The sequence below is a fragment of the Pseudarthrobacter sp. SORGH_AS 212 genome, assembly GCF_030818145.1.
Lineage (GTDB): Bacteria > Actinomycetota > Actinomycetes > Actinomycetales > Micrococcaceae > Arthrobacter.
Genome location: NZ_JAUTAA010000001.1, coordinates 3,602,806 through 3,629,120 on the forward strand (window position 1 = coordinate 3,602,806; position 26,315 = coordinate 3,629,120).

Consider the following 26,315-nt stretch of genomic DNA (forward strand, 5'->3'; position numbering starts at 1 on the left):
AAGGACATCATCCATGACTTTCCCCAGCCAACGCCCCCGCCGCCTGCGCACCACCCCCGCCATGCGCCGGCTCACCGCCGAAACCCGGCTGGCCCCCGCCGAACTCATCCTTCCTGCCTTCATCCGCGAAGGGCTCACCGAACCCAACCCCATTACGTCCATGCCAGGCGTGGTGCAGCACACCACCGACTCCCTTAAGCGGGCTGCAGCCGAGGCGGTTGAACTTGGCCTGGGCGGCATCATGCTCTTCGGCATCCCGGAAACCCGCGACGCCGAAGGGACAGCTTCCCTCGACCCGGAGGGTGTCCTGAACAAGGCCATCAGCGACGTCCGTGCCGAAGTGGGCGACGACCTGGTCATCATGAGCGACGTCTGCCTGGATGAATTCACCGACCACGGACACTGCGGAGTGCTCGACGCCGACGGGTACGTCGACAACGACCGCACCGTGGAAATCTACGCCAGGATGGCCGTTGCCCAGGCCGAGGCCGGCGCCCACATGCTGGGGCCATCCGGCATGATGGACGGCCAGATCGCCGCCATCCGGGCAGCCCTCGACGACGCCGGCCACGCAAACACCTCGGTGATCGCCTACTCGGCGAAATACGCTTCGGCGTTCTACGGGCCGTTCCGGGAAGCTGTGGATTCACAGCTCAAGGGCGACCGGCGGACCTACCAGATGGACGCCGGCAACCGCACCGAGGCACTGCGTGAGGTGGAACTGGACCTCGCGGAAGGCGCGGACATCGTCATGGTCAAGCCGGCCATGAGCTACCTGGACATTGTGGCTGACGTCGCCGCCATGAGCCCCGTGCCGGTGGCGGCCTACCAGATCTCAGGCGAGTACGCGATGATCGAAGCCGCTGCCGCCAACGGCTGGATCGACCGCAAGGCAGCCATTGCCGAGTCCGTCCTCGGCATCCGCCGGGCGGGCGCCCACATGGTGCTGACCTACTGGGCCGCCGAGCTCGCCGGCTGGCTGAAGGAAGCCCGGTGACCGGGACTTCCGGCGAAGGACCTGTCCCGGAATCGCCGGCCGCTTCCCCAACAGCCCCAGTGGGCGGGAACCGCATCCTCCTGGGCCTGAACACTTTCGGCGATGTCGGCACGAATCCGGACGGCAGCCCCCAACCGCACGCCCACGTCCTGCGCCAGCTGCTGGAGCAGGCGGAACTTGCCGACGCCGTCGGACTCCATGCCTTTGGTGTGGGGGAGCACCACCGCAAGGACTACGCCGTGTCCGCGCCGGAGGTTTTCCTGGCCGCAGCCGCGGCGCGCACGTCCCGGATCCGGCTCGGCTCCGCCGTGACCGTGCTGAGCTCCGACGATCCCATCCGGGTGTTCCAGCGATTCTCCACGGTGGATGCGATCTCGAACGGCCGCGCCGAAGTCATGCTGGGGCGCGGATCCTTCGTGGAATCGTTCCCGCTCTTCGGCCTTGACCTGGCCGACTACGAGGTCCTCTTCGAGGAAAAGCTGGAGCTTTTTGACAAGGTGCGGGCGCAGAAACCCGTGCATTGGGAAGGGCGGACCCGTCCCTCACTGCACGGGCTGAGCGTCTACCCGCCGCTCGAACACCACCTGCTGCCCACGTGGATTGGCGTGGGCGGCACACCCGAATCCGTCCTGCGGTGCGCCCAGTACGGGTACCCGATCATCTTCGCCATCATCGGTGGCCAGCCGCGTGCCTTCAGCCCGCTGGCGGACCTCTACCGCGAGGCCATGGGCAAGTACGGACATCCCATGCAGCAGGTGGCCACGCACTCGCCGGGGCATGTCGCTGCCACGGACGAGCGGGCGCGGGAGGAGTTCTTCCCGCACTGGCTGGCCCTACGCAACCGGCTCGGTGCCGAACGCGGCTGGGGTCCGGCAGGTCGCGGCGAGTTTGACGCCCTGTGCGCCCCGGAAGGCGCCCTGTACGTCGGCTCCCCGGACACTGTGGCGCGCAAGATCGTCCAGCTGAAACGGAACCTGGGCGTGGACCGCTTCGACTTCAAGTACAGCAACGGACCGCTGCCACATGCGGCCATGATGCGCTCCATCGAACTGCTGGGCACGGCGGTTGCGCCCCGGGTGGCAGAAGCCCTCGCCGGCTGACCTTTCGCGCCGCCTGCTGACGCCCCGCGACGCCGGCCCCGGCACTGCCGGCGGCTGACCAGGGCGGCACCCGGAGCGCCGGCAAACTGAGAGAATAGGAACCATGACTTCCAGCACCCCTCGCAACGAGGAACTTTTCGACCGCGCCCGCAAGCTGATGCCGGGCGGGGTCAACTCGCCGGTCCGGGCCTTCGGGTCGGTCGGCGGAACGCCCCGGTTCATGGTCTCGGCCAAGGGCCCGTACCTGATGGACGCCGACGGCAACGAATATGTGGACCTGGTGTGCTCATGGGGTCCGGCCCTGCTGGGCCACGCCCATCCGGCCGTGCTTGACGCGGTCCACGCTGCAGTGGACCGCGGCCTGTCCTTCGGAGCCTCCACTCCGGATGAGGCCAACCTGGCCGAGATCGTCATGGAACGCGTCCCCGCCGTCGAACGGCTCCGCATGGTCTCCACCGGCACCGAGGCCACCATGACCGCCGTCCGGCTGGCCCGCGGGTTCACCGGGCGGAACCTCATCATCAAGTTCGCCGGCTGCTACCACGGGCACCTGGACGGGCTGCTGGCCGCCGCAGGATCCGGGGTGGCAACCCTCGCCCTGCCCGGTTCGGCCGGTGTCACCGAGGCAACCGCGGCCGAAACCCTGGTCCTGCCCTACAACGACCTCGCGGCCGTGAAAGAGGCGTTCGCCACCCACGGGCCCAACATCGCGGCCGTCATCACCGAGGCAGCCCCCGCCAATATGGGCGTGGTCACTCCCGGCGAGGGCTTCAACCTGGGCCTCTCCCAGATCACCCGGGAGCATGGCGCGCTGCTCATCGTGGATGAAGTGCTGACCGGCTTCCGCACGGGCTACTCCGGCTACTGGGGGCTCACCGGCGGTGCTCCGGACGCAGCAGACCCGTGGACGCCGGACCTGCTCACCTTCGGGAAGGTCATCGGCGGCGGAATGCCGACGGCGGCCCTGGGCGGACGTGCCGACGTCATGGACTACCTCGCGCCCACCGGCCCGGTCTACCAGGCCGGGACACTCTCCGGAAACCCCGTAGCGATGGCAGCCGGCGTGGCCACCCTGACCCACGCGACCCGCGATGTGTACTCCTACATCGACGTGCGGTCACTGGAACTGTCGTCCGCCCTGTCCACGGCGCTGGACGCAGCCGGCGTGGACCACTCCATCCAGTTCGCCGGGAACCTCTTCTCGGTGGCGTTCGGAACCTCGGCCCACGGGGTCCACAACTACGCAGATGCGCAGGGTCAGGAGGCGTTCCGCTACGCCCCGTTCTTCCACTCGATGCTGGATTCCGGCGTATACCTGCCCCCGTCGGTATTCGAGGCCTGGTTCCTGTCCGCCGCGCACGACGACGCTGCCATGAACCGGATTTTCGACGCCCTGCCCGCCGCGGCCAGGGCTGCCGCAGCCGCGCAGGGCTAGTCCGCCCGGGCCAGTCCCGTGGGTGGACAGTCCCGCCCTGGCCGGTCCCGCGCAGGCTGGTCCCGCGTCAGGCGAGGTGCCCCCCATTGGCGAGGGCCGGCGTCGTGCGCTTCCCTGAGCCTTGTTCCCAGGACCCTGCCTTGACGGCGGGGTCCTGCGAACAAGCGTCGGACGCACGGCCCAAACCATAAGGAAAGATCCCCGGCTGCGGCGCAACCGGGGATCTTTCTTGTGTAGCTGAGGCTAGAGGACGTCCGAGAGGAAGCCCCTCAGCCGGTCCGTGGCGGGAGACGTGAAGATCTGCTCCGGCGGGCCGGACTCCACCACCACGCCGGCGTCCATGAATGTCACGGTGTCCGACACGTTCCGGGAGAAGCCCATCTCGTGCGTCACCACCACCATGGTCATGCCACCCTTGGCCAGGTCTGTCATCAGCGCGAGGACACCCTTGACCAGCTCGGGGTCCAAAGCTGATGTGGCCTCGTCGAAGAACATGACTTCGGGCTTCATGGCCAGCGCCCGGGCGATCGCGACGCGCTGCTGCTGGCCGCCGGAAAGGTTGGCCGGCCGGACATCCGCTTTGTGCTTCAATCCCACCAGGTCCAGCTGCTCCAGGGCTTCGGCACGCGCCTGGTCCTTGGGCAGCTTCCGCAGCTTGCGCAGGGCCAGCGTCACGTTCTCCGCCACCGTCTTGTGCGGGAAGAGGTTGAACTGCTGGAACACCATGCCGATCCGCTGGCGCAGCTCGTCCGGGTTGTCCTTCAGGACCGAGCGGCCATCCAGCAGGATGTCGCCCTGGTCCGGTTCGATCAACCGGTTCATGACCCGCAGCAGGGTGGACTTGCCCGAACCCGATGGGCCGATCACCGAAGCGGTGGTGCCCTTCTCGACGTGCAGGTCGATGCCGCGCAGGACGTGGTTGTGTCCGAACGAAAGGTGAAGGTTCTTGCCGGTCAGGGTTCCGGAAGCGAATTCCGTCATGCCTGTGCCCCCTTGCCGATAGGTGCTGCCGCGTCGTCGGGTTCCTTCTTCTCCGGCCGGCCCGTGCGGAGCCGGTTATCGATGAAGTTGACGAAGTGGGTGAGCGGGACGGTCAGGATCAGGTACAGGACACCCGCAGCCACCAGCGGCGAGAGGTTGCCCGTGTTCGCCATGGCATCGTTACCGATCCGGAAGATCTCCCGGTCCGAGGCAGCAAGGCCCAGCATGAACACCAGCGAGGAGTCCTTCAGCAGCGAGATGAACTGGTTCACCAGGGCAGGCAGGACGCGGCGGATACCCTGAGGCACCACCACCAGGCGCATGGAACTGCCGTAGCTGAACCCGAGCGCCCTCGACGCCTCAAGCTGCCCCTTTTCGACACTCTGGATGCCTGAACGGAAGATCTCGCCAATGTACGCGGCGGCGACCAGGGTCAGGGCCAGGATGCCCAACGGGTACGGGTTCCGCGACCCCGTGATTTCCCGGGCAATCGGGCTCAGGCCGATGCCGATCACCAGGATCACGAGGATGGCCGGGAGGCCACGGAAAATGTCGGTGTAGATGCGGGCAACCCAACGCGCGCCGGCGTTCCGTGAGATTCCCATCATGGCCAGCAGCAGTCCCAGCAGGGAACCGAGGATGCCGGAGGCCACGGCGAGGATCAGGGTGTTGGGCAGGCCCACCGACAACAGGGAGGGAATGACCTTGGCCATTTCCTCCCAGTTGAAGAAGGTGTCAGCCAGTTGATCGAGGAGATCCATAAACGTCCGGGCTCAATCAGCTCTGGGGAACCGTGGCGGCCTTGCTGCCCGGCTTCCAGTCAGTCGGCGTTTCGCGGTCCGGGTACCACTCCTTGGTGAGCTTGGACCAGGTGCCATCGGCAATCACGGCGTCCAGGCCGGAGTTCAGTGCGTCGATCAGGGGCTGGTTGTCCTTGGCGACGGCGTAGGCCGTGAAGTTCTGCGTGTTGACCACGGACTCGGCGATGACAGTGCCGTCACCCTCCTTGACCTGGCCGGTTGCCTGCTGCGACGGCGCCACCCAGGCGTCGACCTGGCCGTTGCGCACGTTGGCGTAGACCGTGGCGTAGTCCGGGAAGCGGATGGGCTCGAGCTTGAGCGTGTTGGTGACGTAATCGTCCTGGACCGTGCCCTGGACGACGCCGATGCGGAGGTCGCCCTTGAGGTCGTCGAAGCCTTTGACGTCGCTGTCCTTCTTCGCGACAACAGCCATGAAGCCGAAGTCATAGCCGTTGGTGAAGCCAACGTTCTGGCGGCGGGCGTCCGTGGTTGAGATCGAGGAGGATCCGACGTCGAACTGCTTGGTGGAAACCTGGGACAGCAGTGCGGAGAAGTCCGTAGCCACGAACTCGACCTCAAGGCCCAGCTTGCCGGCGATGGCCCGCAGGAGCTCGTTGTCGTAGCCGGTGAACTTGCCGGACGGGTCGATGAAGATGTTCGGCGGGGCGTCGGAGAGCGTGCCCACTTCGAGCTTGCCTTCGGTGTTCAGGCCAAGCTTGGTCTTGTCGATCTTGTCGACAGGGGTGACATCGGCGGTGGTGTACTTGTCCAGCGTCTGCTGGTCGCTGCCCTGCAGGGCGTCTGTGGGCGTTCCGCTCGGCTGGGAAGAGCCGGAGCCGCATGCGGCCAGGGAGACCGCCAGTGCAATGGCAACGGGAGCGGTTGTCAGCCACTTCATCGCTTTGATTTTCATCAGGTTGTCACTTTCATTGAGTCTTAAGTCAACCGGGCCGCAAGGCTGCGCTGGTGGCGCCTGGCACCTGCCCGGTGCTGGTCCAGCGTGGCCAGGGCAGGGGTGACCGCAAAACTAAATTCTCTCACCTTGGGCAAATGCCGCCGTGAGACGAAGATCAGGGTGAGGTGCTGGCAAAAAGCCGCATGAAATTCGAGTCTGGGCAACCGTTGAGCGCCGGGTGGCCGTTCATATCCAGTACAGCCGAACAGATGGGTGATACTGAAAGCGCCAAATGTTACGCGGCACTACTGTGACGTGCCTCGCACTCGGCTTCCGGGAGCTAGAACCCGCCGCCCGTGGCGTCCTGCGGGGGCAGCACGGGCCAATCACCTTCGATGACGGCCGTGGGCTTCGTTTTGCGAAGATACCCCTGGAAATCCGCGGCCTGCGTCACCGCCCAGTCCACCTGCAGCTGGTGGAGCTGGCTTGCGGGCATCATCAGTTTAGGGAATTTTCCTGCCATGGCGTCCAGGACCTTCAAGGTGGCCAGGGCGTCGGCTGCGGAGGTGTGGGCATTGTCGAGGACCACGCCGTACTCCTCGCAGAGGGCCGTCAGCGTGCGTTTGCCTTTGCGGTAGCGGTCCACCTGTTTGTTCATGATGTAGGGATCCAGCACGGGGAACCGGGTCAGCTGGGGAACACCGTACCGGGCGGACTCCGCCGCCAGGACCGTGAAGTCGTAGCTGGCGTTGAACGCGATAACGGGGACGCCGGTATCGAAAAGCTCCTGCAGCACTGCGGCAAGCTCCCTGGTGACCTCATGCGCGGGCCGGCCGTCCTTGCGTGCCTGCTCAGTGGTGACGCCGTGCACATCGCTTGCTTCGGTGGGGATTTCAACCCCCGGATCGGCCAGCCACTCGTGCTCCCGGATGACCTCGCCCCTGTGGTCCACAACGGTGACCGATGCGGTAACTATCCGGGCGGCCCGCGAGTTGCGGCCGGTGGTTTCCAGGTCAAAAGCGGCGCGGGGGAGGGTGTTCCAGGTGCTCATACCTCCACGCTAAAGGGACCCCCGGACAATTCCGTGGAACGCCACTGCGGCTACATTGGATCAATGCGGATTGAGTATGTGCAGGCGGTCCTTGCCATCGTGAGGATGGTGCCGGCGGGATCCGCGGTATCGTATGGCGACGTCGCGGAACTGCTGGGTTCCGGGGGACCCCGCCAGGTCGGTTCGGTCATGAGCCACTACGGCAGTGGCGTCCCGTGGTGGCGGATCCTGAAAGCCAGTGGACACGCCCCCGAAGGACACGAGGCAGACGCGCTGCGCCGCTACCTTGAGGAAGGGACGCCGTTGGCCGGCGCCTACCGGGAGTGGCAGCGCACCGGAGAAGGCCGGTGGCGGGTGGACCTCCAGGCGGCGCGCTGGGCACCCGATGGAGAGGATTTCGACCGGATGGATGCGGTGGCGGAGCAACTGGAGCGCGAGCTTCATAGATTGTCAGTGGCTGATGATGGGATGTCGGTGTGACGGTAACACTTCCACTGACAGGCCCGGCTGGCAGATACCCAGAGGACTATCCGGCCCCGTCTGGCCAAGGTTTTGGCGATCGGGATGGCGCGGGCGGGGAGGCTCCCGACGGCCGCGCTGCGCAGGGTCGGCTCTCCGGAGCGGGTCCCCTCAGGCTGCTTCCTCCGAGCCAGTCCCATGCCGAACGGCCCGCTCTGACCCCGGACCAGCAAGCCGCCGTCGACGTTGCGGCCGGTTCCGGGCCGGTGCTGGTCCCGGGAGCCCCCGGAACCGGTAAGACCACCGTCCTTGTTGAGGCCGCCGTGGAGCGCGTCCACCGCGACGGCCTTGATCCCGCAGGGATCCTGATCCTCGCCCCCACCCGCCTGGCCGCGGACCACCTCCGCGACCGCTTCACCGCCCGCCTGGACAGAAGCCTCAGCACCACCCCGGCACGGACCTGGGCCTCCTACGCATTCGACCTCATCAGGAGGGCCAAGGCTGAGGGCATCATCCCCCTCGCCAGGCCGCCGCGGCTCCTCTCGGGGCCGGAACAGGACCTGATTATCAAGGAACTGCTGGAAGGGCACCGGCTGCCCGGGCTGGAACTGCCCTGGCCCGCCGACCTTGGGGGCGCCCTGGAGACCCGCGGGTTCCGGCAGGAAGTCCGCCAGCTCTTCGACCGCATCATCGAGTCCGGCCGGACACCCGCCGACCTGGTGGAGCTGGGCAAGGTGTGCGGCAGGCAGGACTGGATCGCGGCAGCGGCCCTCTACAGCGAATACAGGGATGTCCTGGACCTGCGCATGCCGGAGGCTTTCGACCCGGCCGGCATCATCACCGCTGCCCGGCAGATCTTCCAGGACGCCCCGGAATTCCTCGCCGCGGAGCGGCAACGGCTGCAGCTGATCCTGGTGGATGACATCCAGGAAGCCAACCCGGCGGTCTTCGAACTGTTGGCAGACATTGCCGCCGGCAAGGACTGCCTGGTCACCTCGTCTCCGGATACCGTGGTCCAGGGGTTCCGCGGCGCCCGGCCCGATCTTGTGGCCGAGTTGCCCCGCCTGCTGTCGCCGGACGCCCTGGTGCTCGAAAGGCCCCTATGGCACGCCCACCGGCTCGCTCCCGCGGTCGCGGAAGCGTGGCTCGGTGTAGCAGGCCGCATTTCCCAGCGGGCCGGCGGCCAGCTTTCGCGCCGCCTGGAGCAAGGCTCCGGCGGCGACGGTCCAGGCCGGGTTGAAGCCCATCTGGTGCCCTCGGCCGTCCACGAGTTGCGGTACGTGGCCCAGCGGATTCTCGACCAGCACATCGGCCAGGGCCGGCCCCTGACAGACATCGCCGTCATCGTGCGCAACGGCGGCCAGGTCAGCGAACTGCAGCGATACCTGTCCGGGCAGGGCATCCCGGTGCGGGTCCCGGTGGCTGAGTCGGCGGTGCGCGACGAAGTGGCCGTCCGCCCCCTCCTCGACGCCTATGCCATCGCGCTGGACCCCTCGCTCCTGACACCCGAAGCGGCAGTGTCACTCCTGACGTCCAGGATCGGTGGGGCCACCCCCCTTGAACTCCGGCGGCTCCGGCAATCGCTTCGGCGCGAGGAGCTGACGGCTGGCGGCGGCCGCGGCAGCGACTCCCTGCTGGTCGAGGCGCTCCTGGAGCCGGGGGCGCTGGGTAGCCTGGGGATTGAAGGCCGTGCCGCCCGCCGGACTGCCCGGATGATCCAATCCGGAAAAGAAGCAGCCAGCCAACCGGGGGCCAACGCCGAGTCTGTGCTGTGGGCCCTGTGGAGCGCCACCGGCCTTTCCGCGGCCTGGACGGAAACCGCCCTGGCCGGGGGACCGCACGGCGCCCGGGCGGACAGGGACCTGGACGCGATGATGGCCCTGTTCCACACGGCAGAGCGCTACGTGGACCAGATGCCAGGCGCCGGTCCGGAACAGTTCCTGGAATACCTCCTGAACCAGGAGCTGCCCATGGACACTCTCGCCGCCCGCGCCCAGGTGGACGACGCCGTCGAACTCATGACCCCCGCCAGCGCCGCCGGCCGGCAATGGCCAGTTGTCCTCATTGCAGGCCTGCAGGAAGGGGTGTGGCCCAATACCAGGCTTCGGGGGGAGCTCCTGGGCAGCACACTGTATGCAGACGCTGTTGAGCACGGGACGTCCTATGCCCTGCAGCGCGACCCGCTCAGCCGGCTGCGCGACATCCGGTATGACGAACTCCGCAGCTTTTCCACCGCTGTCTCCCGTGCGGAGGAACTGCTCATCTGCACTGCAGTGGCCTCCGAAGACGACCAGCCGTCGTCGTTCCTGGACTACGCCGCACCGCTGGACCCGGGTGAGGATGCAAGGGGCTTCACGGCAGTGGAACGGCCCATGACGCTGCGTGCCCTCGTCGCGGAGCTGCGCCAGCATGCACAGCTGGACGGCGCCCCGGCGCAGGAGGCGGCGAAGGTCCTGGCTGGCCTCGCCGCCGCCGAGCCTCCGGTCCCAGGCGCCCATCCGGACAGCTGGTGGGGGATTCAGCCGCTCACATCCACCGACGCCGTGGTGCCGCCGGGCGGCACGGTGTTTGTCTCCCCCTCAAAGGTCGAATCCGTGCAGAAATCGCCGTTGGACTGGTTCGTCCAGGCAGCCGGCGGCGAAGCCGCGACAGACTTTGCCCGCAGCCTCGGCACGCTGGTCCACGCCATCGCCCAGGACATGCCTGATGCCTCCGGCCAGGAATACGTTGCAGAGCTTGCCCGCCGCTGGCCGCAGCTGGGAATGAAAGACAACTGGGAGGGCAGGCTCGACCACCAGAGGGCCGAGGCCATGGTGCGGAAGCTCGCCCAATACGTGCTGGTGATGCGCGGCAGCGGCCGCCGCCTGCTGGGCGTGGAACAGGACTTTGACGTTGCCCTGGGAGAAGTGTTGCTCGATGACGCATCTTCGCGGGAAGCGGTGCTTCGCGGTCAGGTGGACCGGCTGGAAATCGACAGCGAGGGAAGACTGGTCATCGTCGATCTGAAAACAGGGAAACGGCAGCCAGGGAAGACTGAATTGGCCGGCCACCCGCAGTTGGGCGCCTACCAGGCCGCCGTTCTCGCGGGCGGTTTCGACGATGGCAGCGACACCGGGCAGGTGCTTCCCGGCGGGGCGGTCCTTGCCCAGCTGGGGACAACGGCGAAATCGCCGGCTGTCCAGGAACAGGAGCCGCTGGACCCGCAGGACAACTGGGCGCTCGACATGGTCAAGGAGGCCGCAGCCGTCATGGGAGGAAATACGTTCGAGGCCCGGCACGACCCCGGCAAGGGAAGCTTCGGCGGGCACGGCTGCCGGCTCCCTGAGGTCTGCCCGCTCTGTGCCCGCGGGCGGCAGGTGACTGAATGAGCCAGGATGTGCAGGTGCCCCTCGACGGCCGGCCAACCGCCGAACCTGCCGGCGGTGAATCCCCGCCGCCTGTTCGGTTCAGCCCTGAGGAACTTTCGGTCCTGCTGGGTGAGAAGAACGTCCCCACCGCGGAGCAGTCGGCAATTATCTCCTCACCGCTGACGCCGCGGTTGGTCATTGCCGGGGCAGGTTCGGGCAAGACCGCCACCATGGCGGACCGTGTGGTGTGGCTCGTGGCCAACGGCTGGGTCCGGCCCGAGGAAGTCCTTGGTGTGACGTTTACCCGGAAAGCCGCGGGGGAACTCGCGTCGCGGATCAGGGCCAAACTGGTGGCTTTGCAGCGGGTGGCTTCCCGGGGTACCGGCGCACCGCTGTTTCCTGCCGGGATGATCAGCAGTGACGCCCTTGAGCCCAAGGTTTCCACCTACCATTCCTTCGCCAGTGGCATCGTGTCGGACTACGGGCTTCGGCTCGGTGTCGAGCGGGACGTCGTGCTCCTTGGCGGGGCGCAGGCGTGGCAGCTCGCCACCGAAGTCGTCGAGGCGTACGACGGCGAGTACGGCCACTTCCGCGCGGCCAAGTCCACACTCGTGAAGGCCGTCATCCAGTTGGCCGGCGAATGTGCCGAACACCTGCAGGAGCCCGAGGAGGTTGAGGCCTGGCTGATGGCCCGGCTTGCCGACTATGAGGCACTGCCGTACCTTGCCCAGAAGCAGAAAAATCCGCCGCAGGCAGCCGCGGACATCGCACGCATGCTGAGGACACGGGCCAGCGTGGCGGACATGGTGGGCCGCTACACGGATGCCAAACGGGCAAGGGGAGCGCTGGACTTTGGGGACCTGGTTTCCCTGGCCGCCCGGGTCGCCCGGGATGTTCCCCTCGCGGCACACATGGAGCGTCAGCGGTACAAGGTGGTGCTGCTTGATGAGTTCCAGGACACCTCCTATGCCCAGTTGGTCCTGTTCTCGCGCCTCTTCGGCGGCGGTCACGCCGTCACGGCGGTGGGCGATCCCAACCAATCCATCTACGGATTCCGGGGCGCCTCGGCAGGGCAGCTGTTCCACTTCGTCCGCGAGTTCCCGGTACGCACCGGCCCGGCGGAAGGCCCCGCCCAGTGGAAGCCCGCCCCCACGTCGTACCTGACAACCGCCTGGCGGAACGGCAAGTCGATCCTGGCCGCCGCCAATGTCATGTCTGAATCCCTGGCCAAGGCAGAAGGGCAGCGCGGACCGGCCGGCGGGGGAGCCACAGCCGCAGCCAGCGTGCCGCCGCTGCAGCCCAGTCCATTCGCAGTGGAGGGCAGGGTGGTCCTGGGGCGTTTCGCCAGCGACGCTGAAGAGGCCGCCGCGCTCGCGGACGATGTCCTGAAATACCGGGTCACTGATTTTGAAACCAAACCGGACGGATCTTCCGTGGCCCCGGCGCTCGCCGTCCTGTGCCGCCGTCGTGCCCAAATGGAAACGATCCGCCGGCAGTTTGAGGCACGCGGCATCGCCTATGAGATTGTCGGGCTCGGCGGACTCCTGGACACCCCGGAGGTGGTGGACCTGGTGGCCACCCTCAGGGTCCTGGCAGACCCCGGCAGGTCCGATGCTTTGATGCGCCTGCTGGCCGGTGCCCGCTGGCGGATTGGACCGGCAGACCTGATGGCACTGCGCGACTGGGCCAGCCACCTGGCCCGCCGGCGCGGGCAGCTTTCAGCAAGTCCGGAGGTTGATGGGCCTGGGGACGACGACGGAACGGTCCCGGAGTCGGACCTGACCGACGGCGCCAGCCTGGTCGAAGCCCTTGACTGGCTGCCCCGCGAGGGCTGGACCTCATCCGCCGGGCGGTGCCTGACGGAGGTTGCCCGCGAAAGGCTCCACCGTCTGTCCGTCGAGCTGCGCCAGCTTCGTGGCTACCTTGGCGATGACCTCACCACCCTGCTGGGCGAAGTTGAACGGGCCATGCTCCTCGACATCGAAGTTGCGGCCCTGCCCGGTGTCAGCATCCACCAGGCCCGGCGGAACCTCGATGCCTTCCAGGACGCCGCTGCCGGGTTCCTGCGCACCTCCCACAGGGTTGACATCCTCGCGTTCCTTTCGTGGCTCGAGGCAGCGGCGGCTGAGGAAAACGGCCTCGAAGCCCCGCCCGGGGACGTGAACAGGGAAGCTGTCCAGCTCCTGACGGTTCACGCCTCCAAGGGGCTGGAATGGGATGCGGTCTTCGTTCCGGGGCTGAACGCCGGTGCTTTCCCCACCGACAGGGATTCGCGCTGGAGCAGCGGAACGGCTGCGCTTCCGTGGCCGCTTCGCGGGGACCGGTCCGACCTCCCGCAATGGGACCTGGACCAGCCTGACCAGAAGGGCTGGATCGATGCCGAAAAGGATTTCAAGGCAGCCGTGCAGGCGCATGGGGAATCCGAGGAACGCCGGCTTGCCTACGTGGCCTATACCCGGGCGAAACATGTCTTGTGGGTGTCCAGCGCTGCCTGGGTAGGATCGCGGTCGGGGCGGAGCACCATGTCCCCCTTCCTTGCCGAGCTGGAAACCTTGGCGTTGCCGGCGGCCGGATCACCTGCCCGTGCCCGCGTGCACCCCCTGTCACTCGATGAAGCAGGCTTGCCGGAAAACAGCCCGCTGACGCTGGAAACGGAAGTGGCGGGCTGGCCCTACGATCCGCTGGAGGGACCAATTGATCCCCGTTCGGGCGAACGGCTCCGTCTCTCCGGAGGGCGCAGGGCACCCATGGAAGCCGCGGCAGCGCGGGTGCGGGCCGAACTGGAAAAACGGCCAGCCGATCTCCGGACCCAGCAGGAACCGGCCAAGAACCCCGGGTTGACCGGCCCGGCCGCCGGATGGGCCAGGGAAGCTGCGCTGCTGCTGCAGCGCCGTTCGCGCCGGTCCCAAGGACAGGACGTCCACCTGCCAACCCACATCTCTGCTTCGACCCTGGTCGATCTCGAAGAGGATCCGGCGGCCGTGCTGGCCAGGCTCCGCCGGCCCGTGCCCCGGGAACCGGGGATGTCCGCGCGCAAGGGGACAGCCTTCCACGCATGGGTGGAAGACTACTTCGGCTCCGCGGGCATGCTCGACCTCGGCGAGGCCCCTGGGTCTGATGACCACATCGATGCTGCCTACGACCTCGACGCCATGGTGGAGACTTTCAGGGCTTCGGAATGGGCCGGCCGGGCGCCCGCCTTCGTGGAAGTGCCAGTGGAAACCCGGGTGGGCGACGTGGTGGTGCGCGGTCGGATCGACGCTGTGTTCCGCGACGCCGACGGGCGCTGGGACCTGGTTGACTGGAAGACCGGGCGGCGGCCGTCCGGTGCGCGGCTCAAGACGCGGGCAGTACAGCTGGCCGTCTACCGGCTTGCCTGGGCGCGGCTCAAGGATGTTCCGCTGGAAGCGGTACGGGCAGCATTCTTCTACGTGGGAGACAACGAGGTTGTCCGGCCCCACGATCTTGGGACAGCAGCAGAACTCGAAGCGATCGTTGCCGCCGCTGTTGCCAACCAGTAACCGTTCGCTGCCGCGTTCGGCAGCGAACGGTTACTGACCGTGGTTGGTCTTGATGACGGAAAGGGCCGCAGTTGAGGTATCGTCCCCTGTTCTGCCGGCGCCCTGGTCCGCGCCGGCCGGGGAAGCCGTGTCGCCGCCGTGTTCCGGGGCCGGCATGCCCTCGCCCGTTGCTGCTTCGGCAGGCGTCACCGGAATCCTGCTCACGTGAACTGCTGCCTGCACCGGCAAGGGAACGGCGGATACTGAGGGCTGGACCGGCACCGGAACCACCGTCACGGCGGGCATCCCCGCCGCCGGGCCGTCGTCGAGCGCGTCCTGCGTGGAAGAACCCGTGCGGGACTGGCCCTCCGGGGACGGGGTGTCCGATGCGGTGCCGGCGCCCGAATCTGCCGGCGCCACGCCGGCAGTCTGCCCTGGCTGGATTGGCGGCTGGGGTTCGACGCTGATGGGTTGGCCGCCGTGTTCGGCGATATCGGCGGCCAGCGTCTCGAGCATGCCCTCTGCTTCGGCCACCATTTCGGCGTCCCCCGCGGCAATGCCCTTGACCAGGTACTGGGCGAGTGCAAACTCCGCAGACAGGGCTGCCCGGCGCAGCAGGTGCGCGTCCGGGGTGTCGCGGCGGCTGGCGGTGTAGCCGGCCAGGACGGCGTCCACAAAGTCCTGTTCGTTGGAGGCCACCAGCCACGCGAAATCGTCGGCAGGGTCGCCGATCCGCAGATCGGTCCATCCCGTGACTGCCGTGACGCGTTGGCCCTCCACCAGCAGGTTGTCCTCGTGCAGGTCGCCGTGCACCACGCAGGGATTGAAGCGCCAGAGCGACACGTCTTCCATCGCGTGTTCCCAGCGCAGCAGCAGCGCCGAAGGAATCTTGCCGGTGGTGGCCGCCTGGTCAAGCTCATTAAGGCGCCGCTGGCGGAACTCATTGGGGGTGTAGCTGGGCAGGTCGGCGTTGCTGACCAGCGACCGCGGGAGGTCATGGATGGCTGACAGGGCAACGCCGATCTCCCGTGCCAGCGGAGCCGGGCCGGCGGTGAGGTCCTCAACGCTGCGGGTGCTGCCGGCCAGGTGCGAGTAGACGAAGGTGCTCAGGGTCCCCAGCCGGACGCTGCCGGCCACCGTGGGCATGAGGAACGGCAGCTCAGCCCGGATGGCAGGAGCGAACGCACGAAGGACGAGGAATTCCGTTTCCAGCCGGGCGCTGGCTTCTGCATGGCGGGGTGACCTGACTCGCCAGCGTTTGCCTTCCGAGTCAAGGAGCAGCGCCGAGTCGAAGTCCGCGGGATCATCCGGAGCGGAGCTAACTGCCGTCGGGGTCAGTCCGGGGACTGCTGCGGTTGCAACGGCTGCCAGTTCAATCGGTTTTCTTCTCACCGTTCCACGGTAGATTGCCGGCCGTCCAAGACGCCGGTCCGGTAGCGGCGAGTCTCCAGATACGTGCAAAACAGGGGGATACCCAACGGGGCCAAAATGTTCAAATGTCAGTCCCAGTCAGTACGGTGGAGTCATGAGCCACGCGGAGTCTGCCACGCCCGTCCATCTGGAAACGCCCGCCCAGGGGCAACCAGCAATTACACCGGACGGACCGGGACTCCTTGCTGCCAACCATCTTCGCGACACCCTGCTTCCGGTGCGGCCCGCCCTCGTGGACAGGGGCTCCACGGAACGGATGCGGGCAGGAATGGTTGAAGAGCTCCTGGCCGCTCCGGAGACCCTGGCGGTTGTATTGGCGGGCCGGCAAGGGCTGGTGAGCGGGGGCAGCCTGGTCCTTGCAAACGCCCGCGCACTGCACACGGAGCTGGCAGCGGCGGGCACCGTTCCGGAGTTGATGGTTTATCTTGGATCGGCATTGCCGGCGGCCGATCTTCCCGCCGGGACGGAACTGTTGCTGTTCGTGCTGCCCGCCCCTGTCGAGCCGGGAACGGCAGGCCTTCCCCGGGAGGCTTCATGGGCCGGGTTCCGTGACGTGGCGGCCGGTCTGGGTCCCACGGCAACAGCCCTCTTCGTGGAGGCAAGTGCCATTGCCAACTGGCACGCCGGCCATACACACTGTCCGCGGTGCGGCACGCCCACTGAAGTGCAGGCCGGAGGCTGGGTGCGGCGCTGCCCCGCGGATTCGTCCGAGCACTATCCGCGGACAGATCCTGCCATCATCGTGACGGTGGTGGGCCCGGACGGCCGCCTGCTCCTGGGCGGCGGGGGGCCGGCTGACGCCAAAAACTACTCCACCTTGGCTGGCTTCGTGGAACCGGGGGAGTCGCTGGAACAGGCCGTGGTCAGGGAGCTGTTCGAGGAGGTGGGTGTCCGCGTGAAAGCCTGCCAGTACCTGGGCTCGCAGTCGTGGCCTTTCCCCGCCTCCCTTATGCTTGGATTTACCGCCATCACCGATGACGCCGTGGCAACGCCCGACGGCGTGGAGGTCACCAGGGCGCGCTGGTTCAGCCGGGAGGAACTCCAGGACGCCGTCCTCAGCGGTGAGATCACCATTTCCAGCAGGCTCTCCATCGCCCGGGCACTCATCGAACACTGGTACGGCGGCCGGATCCGGGACCTCGCCGACGCCTGAGATCCATATTCACAAGACTGGGCGCGGCAGTCGAACAAAGCAGCAACGGGACACAGAGCAATAGACGTGACTACAGACAACTTCACCGGAGCCCTTTCTCAAGACGGTACTGCCTCCTTGGAGGACCGCATCCTGGGCGGGCTAGACGCCGAACAGCGCGAGGTGGCCAGCACCCTGAACGGACCCCTGTGCGTGCTGGCAGGTGCCGGAACCGGAAAAACCCGGGCCATCACCCACCGCATCGCCTACGGGGTCCACTCCGGCGTCTACACACCGCAGCGGCTCCTGGCTGTGACCTTCACGGCGCGGGCCGCGGCGGAGATGCGAAGCCGGCTCCGGGACCTTGGGGCAGGCAACGTCCAGGCCCGGACGTTCCATGCGGCGGCGCTGCGCCAGCTGCAGTTTTTTTGGCCGCAGGCCGTTGGCGGCACGCTGCCGAACCTCCTGGAGCACAAGGCACAGACCCTGGCCGAAGCGGCACGCCGGCTGCGGCTCAGCACGGACAGGGCGTCCATCCGCGACCTCGCCTCGGAAATCGAGTGGGCGAAAGTTTCCATGCTGACCCCGGCCAATTACTTGGAGAACGCGCAGGACAGGGGTGCGCCGGGCGGCTTCGACCTCACCGCCGTGGCGCGCGTCTTCCAGTCCTATGAGGACGTGAAGACAGACCGCAACGTCATCGACTTCGAGGACGTCCTCCTGATCACCGTGGGGATCCTCCAGGAGGACGAGAAAGTGGCGGCCACCGTCCGGGAGCAGTACCGGCACTTCGTGGTGGACGAGTACCAGGACGTGTCGCCCCTGCAGCAGCGGCTGCTGGAGCTGTGGCTCGGTGGCCGGGACGAACTCTGCGTGGTGGGCGACGCCAGCCAGACCATCTACTCCTTCACCGGAGCCTCGCCCCGGCACCTCCTGGACTTCAAGGCCCGGTATCCGCAGGCCAACGTGGTCAAGCTGATCCGCGACTACCGGTCCACACCCCAGGTGGTGAAGCTGGCAAATGACCTGCTGGCCGGACGTCGCAGCGGTGGTCCGGCAGCGGATGCAGCGTGGGCCGCGCCCCTGCAACTGGTAGCCCAGCGGCCCGCGGGCCCGGTGCCCACGTTCACCGAGTGCACGGACGACGAAGCCGAGGCGGCCACCGTCGCCCAAAAAATCAAGGCACTGCTCGACGCCGGCACCCCGGCAAGCGAAGTTGCCATTCTTTTCCGTACCAACGGGCAGTCCGAGGCCTACGAACAGGCGCTCGCCGCCGCCGGCATCGGCTACCAGCTACGCGGCGGAGAGAGGTTCTTTGCCCGCAAGGAAGTCCGGGACGCCATCCTCCAGTTGCGTGCGGCCACGAGGGCGGTGAGCGAAGAGGGGGCCAGTGAACCGCTCGGGCAGTTGGTCCGGGACATTGTCTCCTCCCTCGGGTATACGGACTCCGCCCCGCACAGCGGCGGCGCACTGCGGGAACGGTGGGAGTCCCTGGCGGCGCTGGTCGCCCTCGCCGATGAGCTGGTCCAGGTCCGCGGCCAGGAGTTCGGACTGGCGGACTTCGTTAACGAACTCCAGGAACGATCGCTCGCCCAGCACGCCCCCACGGTGCAGGGCGTCACCCTGGCGTCCCTGCACGCCGCGAAAGGCCTGGAATGGGACGCCGTGTTCCTGGTGGGCCTCAGCGAAGGCCTGATGCCCATCTCCTTCGCCGATTCCCCGGAATCGGTGGATGAAGAGCGCCGGCTCCTGTACGTCGGCATCACCCGTGCACGGGAGAACCTTTCCCTGTCCTGGAGCACGGCGCGAACGCCTGGCGGACGGGCCAACCGGAAACCGTCCAGGTTCCTTGACGGACTCCGCCCCAATTCCGTGGCAACGTCCAGCACCCGTGGAAAGGGCCCGGCTCCACGACGGAAGGCTGCAGCCCCCGCCGTGTGCAGGGTCTGCGGCAGCATGCTGTCCTCTGGCGCGGAGCGCAAGGTGGGACGGTGCAATGCGTGCCCGCCCAGCTACGAGGAACAGACGTTCGAAGCCCTGCGGAGCTGGCGCCGCGAAGTTGCCCTCTCTGCCGATGTGCCCGCTTTCGTGGTCTTCACCGATGCCACCCTGACCGCCATTGCCGAGGCGAGGCCGGCATCAATTGAGGACCTCGCCGGCCTGGCGGGCGTAGGTCCATCAAAGCTTGAGAAGTACGGCGAAGACGTCCTGAAGGTGCTGACCGAAAGCACTGAGCTGTGAGGTCCGGCGGGCCGCCCGCAATGACCACAGCCGACGGCGCGCCGGTGGAGGTCAGGCGGTCTTCCCGCCGGACCCGGACGGTGGCGGCGTTTTGGGAGGACGGGACTGCCGTCGTCGCCATCCCTGCGCGGTTTACGTCGGCCCAGGAAACCGAGTGGGTCCGGCGCATGCTGACAAAGCTGCAGCGGCAGGGGGAGCGGCGCAGTGCGGCGGGCAGGAAACGGCCGGCGTCCGATGCCGCCCTCGCAGCCCACGCCGCCCACCTTTCTGCCCAGTACCTGGGTGGGCGGTCAACTCCGGCTTCCGTCCGGTGGGTCAGCAACCAGAATTCACGTTGGGGCTCTGCCACGCCGGCGGAGGGCACTATCCGGCTTTCGGACAAGCTGAAGCCGATGCCCCAGTGGGTCATTGACTATGTCCTGCTCCACGAACTCGCGCACCTCCTCGTGGCCGGGCACAACGCCGCGTTCTGGAATCTGCTCGAGGCGTATCCGGAAACGCAGCGTGCGAAAGCCTTCCTTGAAGGGGTGTCCTATGCCTCGGCGCGCGGTCTGGCCACCGGCCGCGGAGCCGGGGACAACAAAACCGGCGCCCTTCCGGAGCCCGAAGGCTGGCCGGAGGACGCCGACTAGGTGAAGCGTGCTGCCGCCGCAGCGGGAAGGTCAGGCCTTCGGCTGGGTACCTTCGCCGTCGTCGTCGCCGGCGCCGTCGTCACCGGTGTTGTCGGCACCGGAGCCGGCTGGGCCCGGAGCCGCGCCGGAACCCGCGCCGCCGTCGCCGCTCTCGGCGGGGCCAGCCGACGTTCCAGCGGCATCATCGGCGGCGGGGGCATCAAAACCACCGCTGAGCAGCTTCTGCAGGGCATCATCCACTTCGCTGTCGCTGGCCTCGGCCAGCTTGCGGCGGGCGCTGAAGCCCTTGGGATCGTCCAGGTCCTCGGCGGTGGGCAGCAGGTCCGGGTGGTGCCAGATGGCGTCCCGGCCTTCGACGCCACGTTCCTCCTTGAGGGCGGCCCACAGCGTTGCCGCATCCCTGAGGCGGCGCGGCCGCAGCTCCAGCCCCACCAGTGAGGCGAAGGCATGCTCTGCCGGGCCGCCGGTTGCGCGGCGCCGCCGGACGGTTTCACGCAGGGCGGCAGCGGAGGGGAGCACATTCTCGGTGGCCGCGGCCGTCAGTTCGTCGACCCAGCCCTCCACGAGGGCCAGCGCCGTTTCGAGCTTCTCCAGGGCCTGCTCCTGCGCAGGGGTGCGCTTGGGCATGAATACGCCCTGGGAGAGGGCTTCCTGGATTCCCTCGGGGTTGCTCGGGTCCAGGTCCCGGGCCAGTTCTTCGATGCGCGAGGTGTCGATGTGGATGCCGCGGGCGTATGCCTCAATTGCCCCGAGGAGGTGCCCCCGCAGCCAGGGGACCTGCACGAACAGCCGGGCGTGGGCGGCCTCACGCACTGCAAGGAACAGCCGGATGTCGTTTTCCGGCAGGGACAGGCCCTCGCCGAAAGCTGCGACGTTGGCCGGCAACAGGGCCATTTCCAGGTCCGCAAGCGGTACGCCGATATCCGTGGAGCTGACAACGTCCGCGGAGAGCGCGCCGATGGCCTGGCCCAGCTGCATCCCGAAGATGGCACCGCCCATGTTCTGCAGCATTGAGGAGGCGCCGCCCATCATGGACTTCATTTCCTCGGGCATCTGCTCCGTCATGGCGGAGGAGAGGGCATTGGCGATGCTGTTCGCCACCGGCTCCGTCAGCCGCTTCCAGGTCCCCAGTGTTGCCTCGACCCACTCCGCGCGGGACCATGCCCGCCCGATCAGTCCGGTGGACGGCAGGTCCGTGACGCGGTCCAGCCACAGCTCCGCCAGGCGAAGGGCCTCGTCCACCTCCCGGGACTGTTGGGAGGTCACCGAAGGATCGGAACCGCTCGCGGCCACGCGCCGTGCATTGTCGTGCGCCAGCGTCCAGTTGACGGGCCCTTCGGACGGGGCACTCATCATGGCCTGGACCTGGGAGAACATCTGGGCCAGCAGGTTGGGATCGTTCGGCAGGCCGGCAGCCTTGGCGAGCTCGGCCGGATCGAAGTTTTCCATGCCCTTGCCGCCCATCAGGTTCTGCAGCATCTCGGCCAACGGGTCCTTGGGGGTGTCGTCGCCGTTCGAAGAATTGTGTGGGTTGGAGGTCATGATCCCGCCGATCGTCGGTGTGACTGTTGCTCAACCTTCACGGTACCCCGGCCATCCACGGCTGTCTGCCGCACCGGCTTGACGTTCGCTGTGGGCAAAGAGCCCCCGGGTCCTGCCACCGCGTACTGTTGTTGCGTGACTACAACCCGTGGCGGGTACCCTTCCGAGGACCACGCTTCAGAGCTTCCTTCCCAGCCCCGGCAAGGGGATCACGACGGCGGCGCGGCCGGTGGCGATGACGCGGACGGCGGCGCGGCAACAGGACCTGCGTCCCGGCCGAGCCCCAGGGTTTCGGCCATGATGCTTGCCGGCGTGACGGCGCTGGGCCTGGGCATCGCCGCCGGGGTCCTCCCCGTGCCGTACGTCGTCGAGTCCCCGGGGCCCACATACAACACCCTGGGACAGGGCCAGGGAACCCCCGTCATCAAAGTCACCGGGCATGAGTCCTACCCGGCAGCGGGCAACCTGGACCTCACCACGGTCTATGTCGATGGCGGACCCAGCAGCCCGGTCAGCATCGTGACCGCTTTCTCCGCGTGGCTTGACCGGTCCAAGTCCGTCTATCCGGTGGAGCTGATCTACCCCACGGGGACCACGAAGGAAGAAGCCGCCGAGCAGAGCGCCGTCGCCATGACCACTTCCCAGGAAAACGCCGTCGCCTCGGCCCTGAATGAACTGGACATTCCTTTCGGCCAACAGCTGCAGGCCGCGGGACTGTCCGACGGGTCGGCTGCGGAAGGCAAGATCCGGACCGGGGACGTCCTCAAAACCATCAACGGCAAGGACATCACGTCACTGGCCGTCATCCAGGACGAACTCTCAGCAGGCAAGGGCGCGCCCGCAGCCGTGGTGCTGGAGCGGGACGGCCAGCCGGTGACTGAGACCATTACCCCCAAGGACAACGGAGAAGGCCGGTTCATCCTCGGGGTGATGCTCAAGTACCTGTTTACGTTCCCCTTCGATGTGCATATTTCGCTGGACAAAGTGGGCGGCCCGTCGGCCGGCCTGATGTTCTCCCTGGGCATTATCGACACCGTCACCCCCGGTGACCTGACCGGCGGCAAGCACATCGCCGGTACGGGCACCATTTCGCCGGACGGCACCGTCGGGGCCATCGGCGGCATCGTGCAGAAAATGCAGGGCGCCCGCGCCGGAGGAGCCACCCTCTTCCTGGCACCCGCGGAAAACTGCGGGGAAGTAGTGGGGCACATCCCGGACGGGCTCCAGGTGGTCAAAGTGGGAAAGCTCGCTGAGGCGAAGTCCGCCGTCGAACGTGCGGGCAGCGGCCAGGACACAACGGGCCTGCCCACCTGCGGAAACAACTAGACTGGGCGCATCTAGACTCGACAGGAACTAAGCCTTACCGCCACTCGTGGCAAAGGTGACGGACAATTCCAGCTGCAGGCCGGGGGAGTACGTCACTCGCACGCACGCTTCGAATATCTGACGACCAGCTATGAGGTACCCAGTTTGTCCCGTCCCGCCAGCACCATGTCCACCGGCAGACCCCCTTCCCGACGCGGCGCGCTGACGCCCACCCTGATCGTTGTTGCCCTCGTCGTCGTGGGCTTCATCTTCTTCGCCAACGTCTGGACCGATGTCCTTTGGTACCGGCAGCTGGGGTTCATGGAAGTCTTCATCACCGAGAACCTGGCCAAGATCGCCATCTTCGCTGCCGGGTTCGCCGTGATGTTTGCCGGCGTGTTCTTCGCCATCCGCATTGCCTACCGCTCCCGGCCGGTATATGCGCCTGATTCCGATATCCGGGACAACCTCAACCGGTACCAGGCACAGCTGGAACCGGTGCGCCGGGTGGTCATGATTGGCCTGCCCATCCTGTTCGGCCTCTTCGCCGGAAGCGCTGCTGCGAGCCAGTGGCAAAAGGTACTGCTCTTCTTCAACCAGGTGGGCTTCAACAAGCAGGACCCCCAGTTCAACATGGACATCAGCTTCTATGTGATGGTCCTGCCCTTCCTGGGATTCGTCACGGGCTTCCTGATCAGCGTCGTTGTCATTGCCGGCATCGCGGGCATCCTGACCCACTACCTTTACGGCAGCATCCGGCTCATGGAGCGCGGCGTCTACACCGCCCGTGCCGCCCAGATCCACATTGCCGTCACGGGTGCCGCGTTCCTGATCCTGCTGGGCGTCAACTTCTGGCTGGACCGGTATTCCTCGGTCCAGAGCAATGGCGGCCGCTGGGCCGGCGCCCTGTACACGGACGTCAACGCCGTCATCCCCACGAAGGCAATACTCGCCGTCGCTGCCGTGCTTGTAGCTGCGCTGTTCATTGTGGCAGCCATCATTGGCCGCTGGCGCCTGCCGGTTATCGGAACGGCGATGCTGATCATCACGTCCATCCTGGCCGGTGGAGTCTACCCCTGGGTGATTCAGCAGTTCCAGGTCCGTCCTTCGGAAGAAACGCTGGAGAAGGACTACATCCAGCGGAACATCGACAACACCCGCAGCGCATACGGGCTCGATGGAATCCAGGAGACCCGCTACGACGCCACCAACACCGCAACCTCAGGCGCCCTGGCCCCGGACGCGCAGACCACCGCGAACATCAGGCTCCTGGACCCCAACCTGATCTCTGACGCATTCGCGCAGCTGGAACAGTACCGCCCGTACTACCAGTTCCCCGAGGCCCTCAACGTCGACCGTTACGAGGTGGACGGCAAGATCCAGGACACCGTGATCGCTGTCCGGGAACTGAACCCCACCAACGTGGCATCCAACCAGCAGGGCTGGCTGAACCAGCACGTGGTCTACACCCACGGGTATGGCGTGGTGGCGGCCAAGGGCAACAAGTTCACCGTGGACGGAAAACCTGAGTTCCTGCAGTCAGGCATTCCTTCCAACGGTGTCCTTGGCAACGACGCGTCCTACCAGCCGCGCATCTACTTCGGTGAATCCTCGCCCGAGTACTCCATCGTCGGTGCCCCGGAAGGCACCGCTCCGCGTGAGCAGGACCGTCCATCCGGGCCGGAAGGCGAAGGTGAAACCCAGTACACGTTCACCGGTAACGGTGGCCCGAATGTGGGTTCGTTCTTCAACAAGGTCCTGTACGCCATCAAGTTCCAGTCCTCGGACCTGCTGCTCTCGGACGGCGTGAACTCCGAGTCGCAGGTCCTGTACGACCGCAACCCCCGCGAACGCATCCAGAAAGTTGCGCCGTACCTCACCGTTGACGGCAACGCTTACCCGGCGGTCGTTGATGGCCGGGTGAAGTGGATCGTGGACGGCTACACCACCAGCCAGTACTACCCCTATTCGCAGCAAAAGCAGCTGTCCGAGGCCACTGCTGATACGCAGACCACCTCCGGCCGTGCCGTGGCGCTGCCGAACAGCACTGTGAACTACATCCGGAACTCCGTCAAGGCAACCGTGGACGCCTACGACGGGTCCGTCACCCTGTACGCCTGGGATGACCAGGACCCCATCCTCAAGGCCTGGAACAAGGTGTTTCCCACGTCCCTGAAGCCCTATTCGGAGATGTCCGGTGCAGTGATGAGCCACGTCCGGTACCCGGAGGACCTGTTCAAGGTCCAGCGTGAACTGCTGGGCCAGTACCACGTGACGGACCCCCGCAGCTTCTACAAGAACAACGACGCCTGGAGCGTCCCGGCCGATCCCACCGTGGACACGGACGTCAAGCAGCCGCCGTTCTACATGTCGCTGCAGATGCCGGACCAGGACAAGCCGGCGTTCCAGCTCACGTCTTCCTTCATTCCGCAGATCGTGAACAACAACGCCCGCAACGTCCTCTACGGCTTCCTGGCGGCGGATTCCGACGCCGGAAACCAGGCAGGGGTCAAGGGTGAGGGCTACGGCAAGCTTCGCCTGCTCAATATCCCGCCGGAAACCCAGGTCCCCGGCCCGGGCCAGGCGCAGAACAAGTTCAACTCCGATCCCACGGTGTCCCAGGCCCTGAACCTGTTGCGCCAGGGCGCCTCGGACGTGCTGAACGGCAACCTGCTGACCCTGCCCGTGGGCGGCGGCATCCTGTACGTGCAGCCGGTCTACCTGAAATCGACCGGTGAGACCTCCTATCCCACCCTGCAGCGCGTGCTGGTGGCATTCGGTGACAAGGTGGGCTTCGCACCCACCCTGGACGAAGCACTCAAGCAGCTCTTCGGCGGTAATTCCGGCGCAGCGGCGGGCGATTCGGACAACAACGGGCAGGCGCCTGCGGGGCCGGCTACTCCGTCGGAGCCGGGAGCGGACGCCAAGGCTGAGCTGAAGGCGGCGCTGGACGAAGCAAATGCTGCCATCCAGGCCGGCCAGTCAGCTCTTGCATCCGGTGACTTCGCCGCTTACGGTGAGGCGCAGAAGCGGATCACCGCGGCGCTGAAGAAGGCCGTGGATGCCGAGGCCAAGATTCCCGGCACCACCCCGGAAGCCAGCCCGGCACCAACGGCAACGCCGTCACCGTCGCCTAGCAACTAGCGGGGTGTGCGGCGTCCTGAGGTACCCCCGGGCGCACAGGACCTGAACGAAAGTACGACGACGTAACGCGGCATCCGCTTCCTCCGGGAAGCGGGTGCCGCTTGCGTAACGGACGTCACGCTCCGTCGATTTGGCCTGGCGTTCACCTCCCGGTAAAGTAGTTCTTGCGACGCGGGGTGGAGCAGTTCGGTAGCTCGCTGGGCTCATAACCCAGAGGTCACAGGTTCAAATCCTGTCCCCGCAACTGGTAAAAGACCCGGACACTGGAAACAGTGTCCGGGTCTTTTTTGTGCCCCTGCGCGTGCCGTTGGCGGTGCCACGGC

Annotated in this window: 17 protein-coding genes and 1 tRNA gene; 12 read left to right on the top strand and 6 right to left on the bottom strand. The window is 66.9% G+C overall.

What is annotated here, in order from left to right; genetic code table 11:
* Positions 1 to 13: 13 nt before the first annotated feature.
* The 3 genes from hemB (at position 14) to hemL (ending at position 3,532) form a co-directional block, all read left to right on the top strand.
* Complete coding sequence (gene hemB / locus QE394_RS16560; protein ID WP_261619162.1) at positions 14 to 997, top strand: porphobilinogen synthase; 984 nt, start codon at positions 14 to 16, stop codon at positions 995 to 997.
* Positions 994 to 2,097: an LLM class flavin-dependent oxidoreductase gene (locus QE394_RS16565; RefSeq protein ID WP_349035094.1), complete on the top strand. Its 1,104-nt coding sequence runs from the start codon at positions 994 to 996 to the stop codon at positions 2,095 to 2,097. The genes hemB and QE394_RS16565 overlap by 4 nt, the downstream gene beginning before the upstream one ends.
* A gap of 103 nt (positions 2,098 to 2,200) precedes the next feature.
* Positions 2,201 to 3,532: a glutamate-1-semialdehyde 2,1-aminomutase gene (hemL, locus tag QE394_RS16570; protein WP_056084883.1), complete on the top strand. Its 1,332-nt coding sequence runs from the start codon at positions 2,201 to 2,203 to the stop codon at positions 3,530 to 3,532.
* Positions 3,533 to 3,775: 243 nt separating this feature from the next.
* Here the strand turns inward: hemL and QE394_RS16575 are convergent, their stop codons facing one another.
* The 4 genes from QE394_RS16575 to QE394_RS16590 all read right to left on the bottom strand — a co-directional run bounded on the left by QE394_RS16575 (position 3,776) and on the right by QE394_RS16590 (position 7,259).
* Complete coding sequence (locus tag QE394_RS16575; protein ID WP_056084884.1) at positions 3,776 to 4,513, bottom strand: amino acid ABC transporter ATP-binding protein; 738 nt, start codon at positions 4,511 to 4,513, stop codon at positions 3,776 to 3,778.
* Positions 4,510 to 5,274, bottom strand: a complete 765-nt coding sequence (locus QE394_RS16580; RefSeq protein WP_056084887.1) for an amino acid ABC transporter permease — start codon at positions 5,272 to 5,274, stop codon at positions 4,510 to 4,512. Before QE394_RS16580 ends, QE394_RS16575 begins: the two co-directional genes overlap by 4 nt.
* Before the next feature lie 16 nt (positions 5,275 to 5,290).
* A complete protein-coding gene (locus QE394_RS16585; RefSeq protein ID WP_056084890.1) occupies positions 5,291 to 6,226 on the bottom strand; it encodes an ABC transporter substrate-binding protein in 936 nt (311 codons plus the stop codon).
* A gap of 322 nt (positions 6,227 to 6,548) precedes the next feature.
* The gene (locus QE394_RS16590; RefSeq protein ID WP_015937658.1) at positions 6,549 to 7,259 is read right to left on the bottom strand and encodes a 3'-5' exonuclease; all 711 of its coding nucleotides are present in this window, start codon (positions 7,257 to 7,259) and stop codon (positions 6,549 to 6,551) included.
* 63 nt (positions 7,260 to 7,322) lie between these two features.
* Here QE394_RS16590 and QE394_RS16595 point away from each other — a divergent pair, with 63 nt between their 5' ends.
* From QE394_RS16595 to QE394_RS16605, 3 genes are all read left to right on the top strand, one after another.
* On the top strand, positions 7,323 to 7,739 hold the full coding sequence (locus QE394_RS16595; protein WP_349035095.1) for an MGMT family protein: 417 nt from the start codon (positions 7,323 to 7,325) through the stop codon (positions 7,737 to 7,739).
* Positions 7,740 to 7,894: 155 nt separating this feature from the next.
* Positions 7,895 to 11,086 carry an ATP-dependent DNA helicase gene (locus QE394_RS16600; protein ID WP_349035423.1) on the top strand — a complete coding sequence of 1,064 codons (3,192 nt, stop codon included), beginning with the start codon at positions 7,895 to 7,897 and terminating at the stop codon, positions 11,084 to 11,086.
* Positions 11,083 to 14,586 carry an ATP-dependent DNA helicase gene (locus QE394_RS16605; RefSeq protein ID WP_261619164.1) on the top strand — a complete coding sequence of 1,168 codons (3,504 nt, stop codon included), beginning with the start codon at positions 11,083 to 11,085 and terminating at the stop codon, positions 14,584 to 14,586. Before QE394_RS16600 ends, QE394_RS16605 begins: the two co-directional genes overlap by 4 nt.
* A gap of 30 nt (positions 14,587 to 14,616) precedes the next feature.
* Here the strand turns inward: QE394_RS16605 and QE394_RS16610 are convergent, their stop codons facing one another.
* Entirely contained in the window at positions 14,617 to 15,957 is a 1,341-nt protein-coding gene (locus QE394_RS16610) for a macrolide 2'-phosphotransferase (RefSeq protein ID WP_261619165.1), read from the bottom strand.
* Between the two features lie 133 nt (positions 15,958 to 16,090).
* Here QE394_RS16610 and nudC point away from each other — a divergent pair, with 133 nt between their 5' ends.
* The 3 genes from nudC (at position 16,091) to QE394_RS16625 (ending at position 20,001) form a co-directional block, all read left to right on the top strand.
* On the top strand, positions 16,091 to 17,149 hold the full coding sequence (gene nudC / locus QE394_RS16615; RefSeq protein WP_056084903.1) for an NAD(+) diphosphatase: 1,059 nt from the start codon (positions 16,091 to 16,093) through the stop codon (positions 17,147 to 17,149).
* 66 nt (positions 17,150 to 17,215) lie between these two features.
* The gene (locus QE394_RS16620; protein ID WP_349035096.1) at positions 17,216 to 19,369 is read left to right on the top strand and encodes an ATP-dependent DNA helicase UvrD2; all 2,154 of its coding nucleotides are present in this window, start codon (positions 17,216 to 17,218) and stop codon (positions 19,367 to 19,369) included.
* Between the two features lie 20 nt (positions 19,370 to 19,389).
* Positions 19,390 to 20,001, top strand: coding sequence for a M48 family metallopeptidase (locus tag QE394_RS16625; protein WP_349035097.1), 612 nt, complete (start codon positions 19,390 to 19,392; stop codon positions 19,999 to 20,001).
* 30 nt (positions 20,002 to 20,031) lie between these two features.
* On the opposite strand, the gene QE394_RS16630 is transcribed toward QE394_RS16625, so the two are convergent.
* Positions 20,032 to 21,543 carry a zinc-dependent metalloprotease gene (locus tag QE394_RS16630; protein WP_349035098.1) on the bottom strand — a complete coding sequence of 504 codons (1,512 nt, stop codon included), beginning with the start codon at positions 21,541 to 21,543 and terminating at the stop codon, positions 20,032 to 20,034.
* A 297-nt stretch (positions 21,544 to 21,840) separates the two neighbouring features.
* Between QE394_RS16630 and QE394_RS16635 the strand changes: the two genes are divergently transcribed.
* From QE394_RS16635 to QE394_RS16645, 3 genes are all read left to right on the top strand, one after another.
* Complete coding sequence (locus QE394_RS16635) at positions 21,841 to 22,869, top strand: S16 family serine protease (RefSeq protein ID WP_349035424.1); 1,029 nt, start codon at positions 21,841 to 21,843, stop codon at positions 22,867 to 22,869.
* A gap of 165 nt (positions 22,870 to 23,034) precedes the next feature.
* Positions 23,035 to 25,992: a UPF0182 family protein gene (locus tag QE394_RS16640; protein WP_200937957.1), complete on the top strand. Its 2,958-nt coding sequence runs from the start codon at positions 23,035 to 23,037 to the stop codon at positions 25,990 to 25,992.
* Positions 25,993 to 26,162: 170 nt separating this feature from the next.
* Positions 26,163 to 26,236: transfer RNA gene (locus QE394_RS16645), tRNA-Met, on the top strand.
* Positions 26,237 to 26,315: the final 79 nt, after the last annotated feature.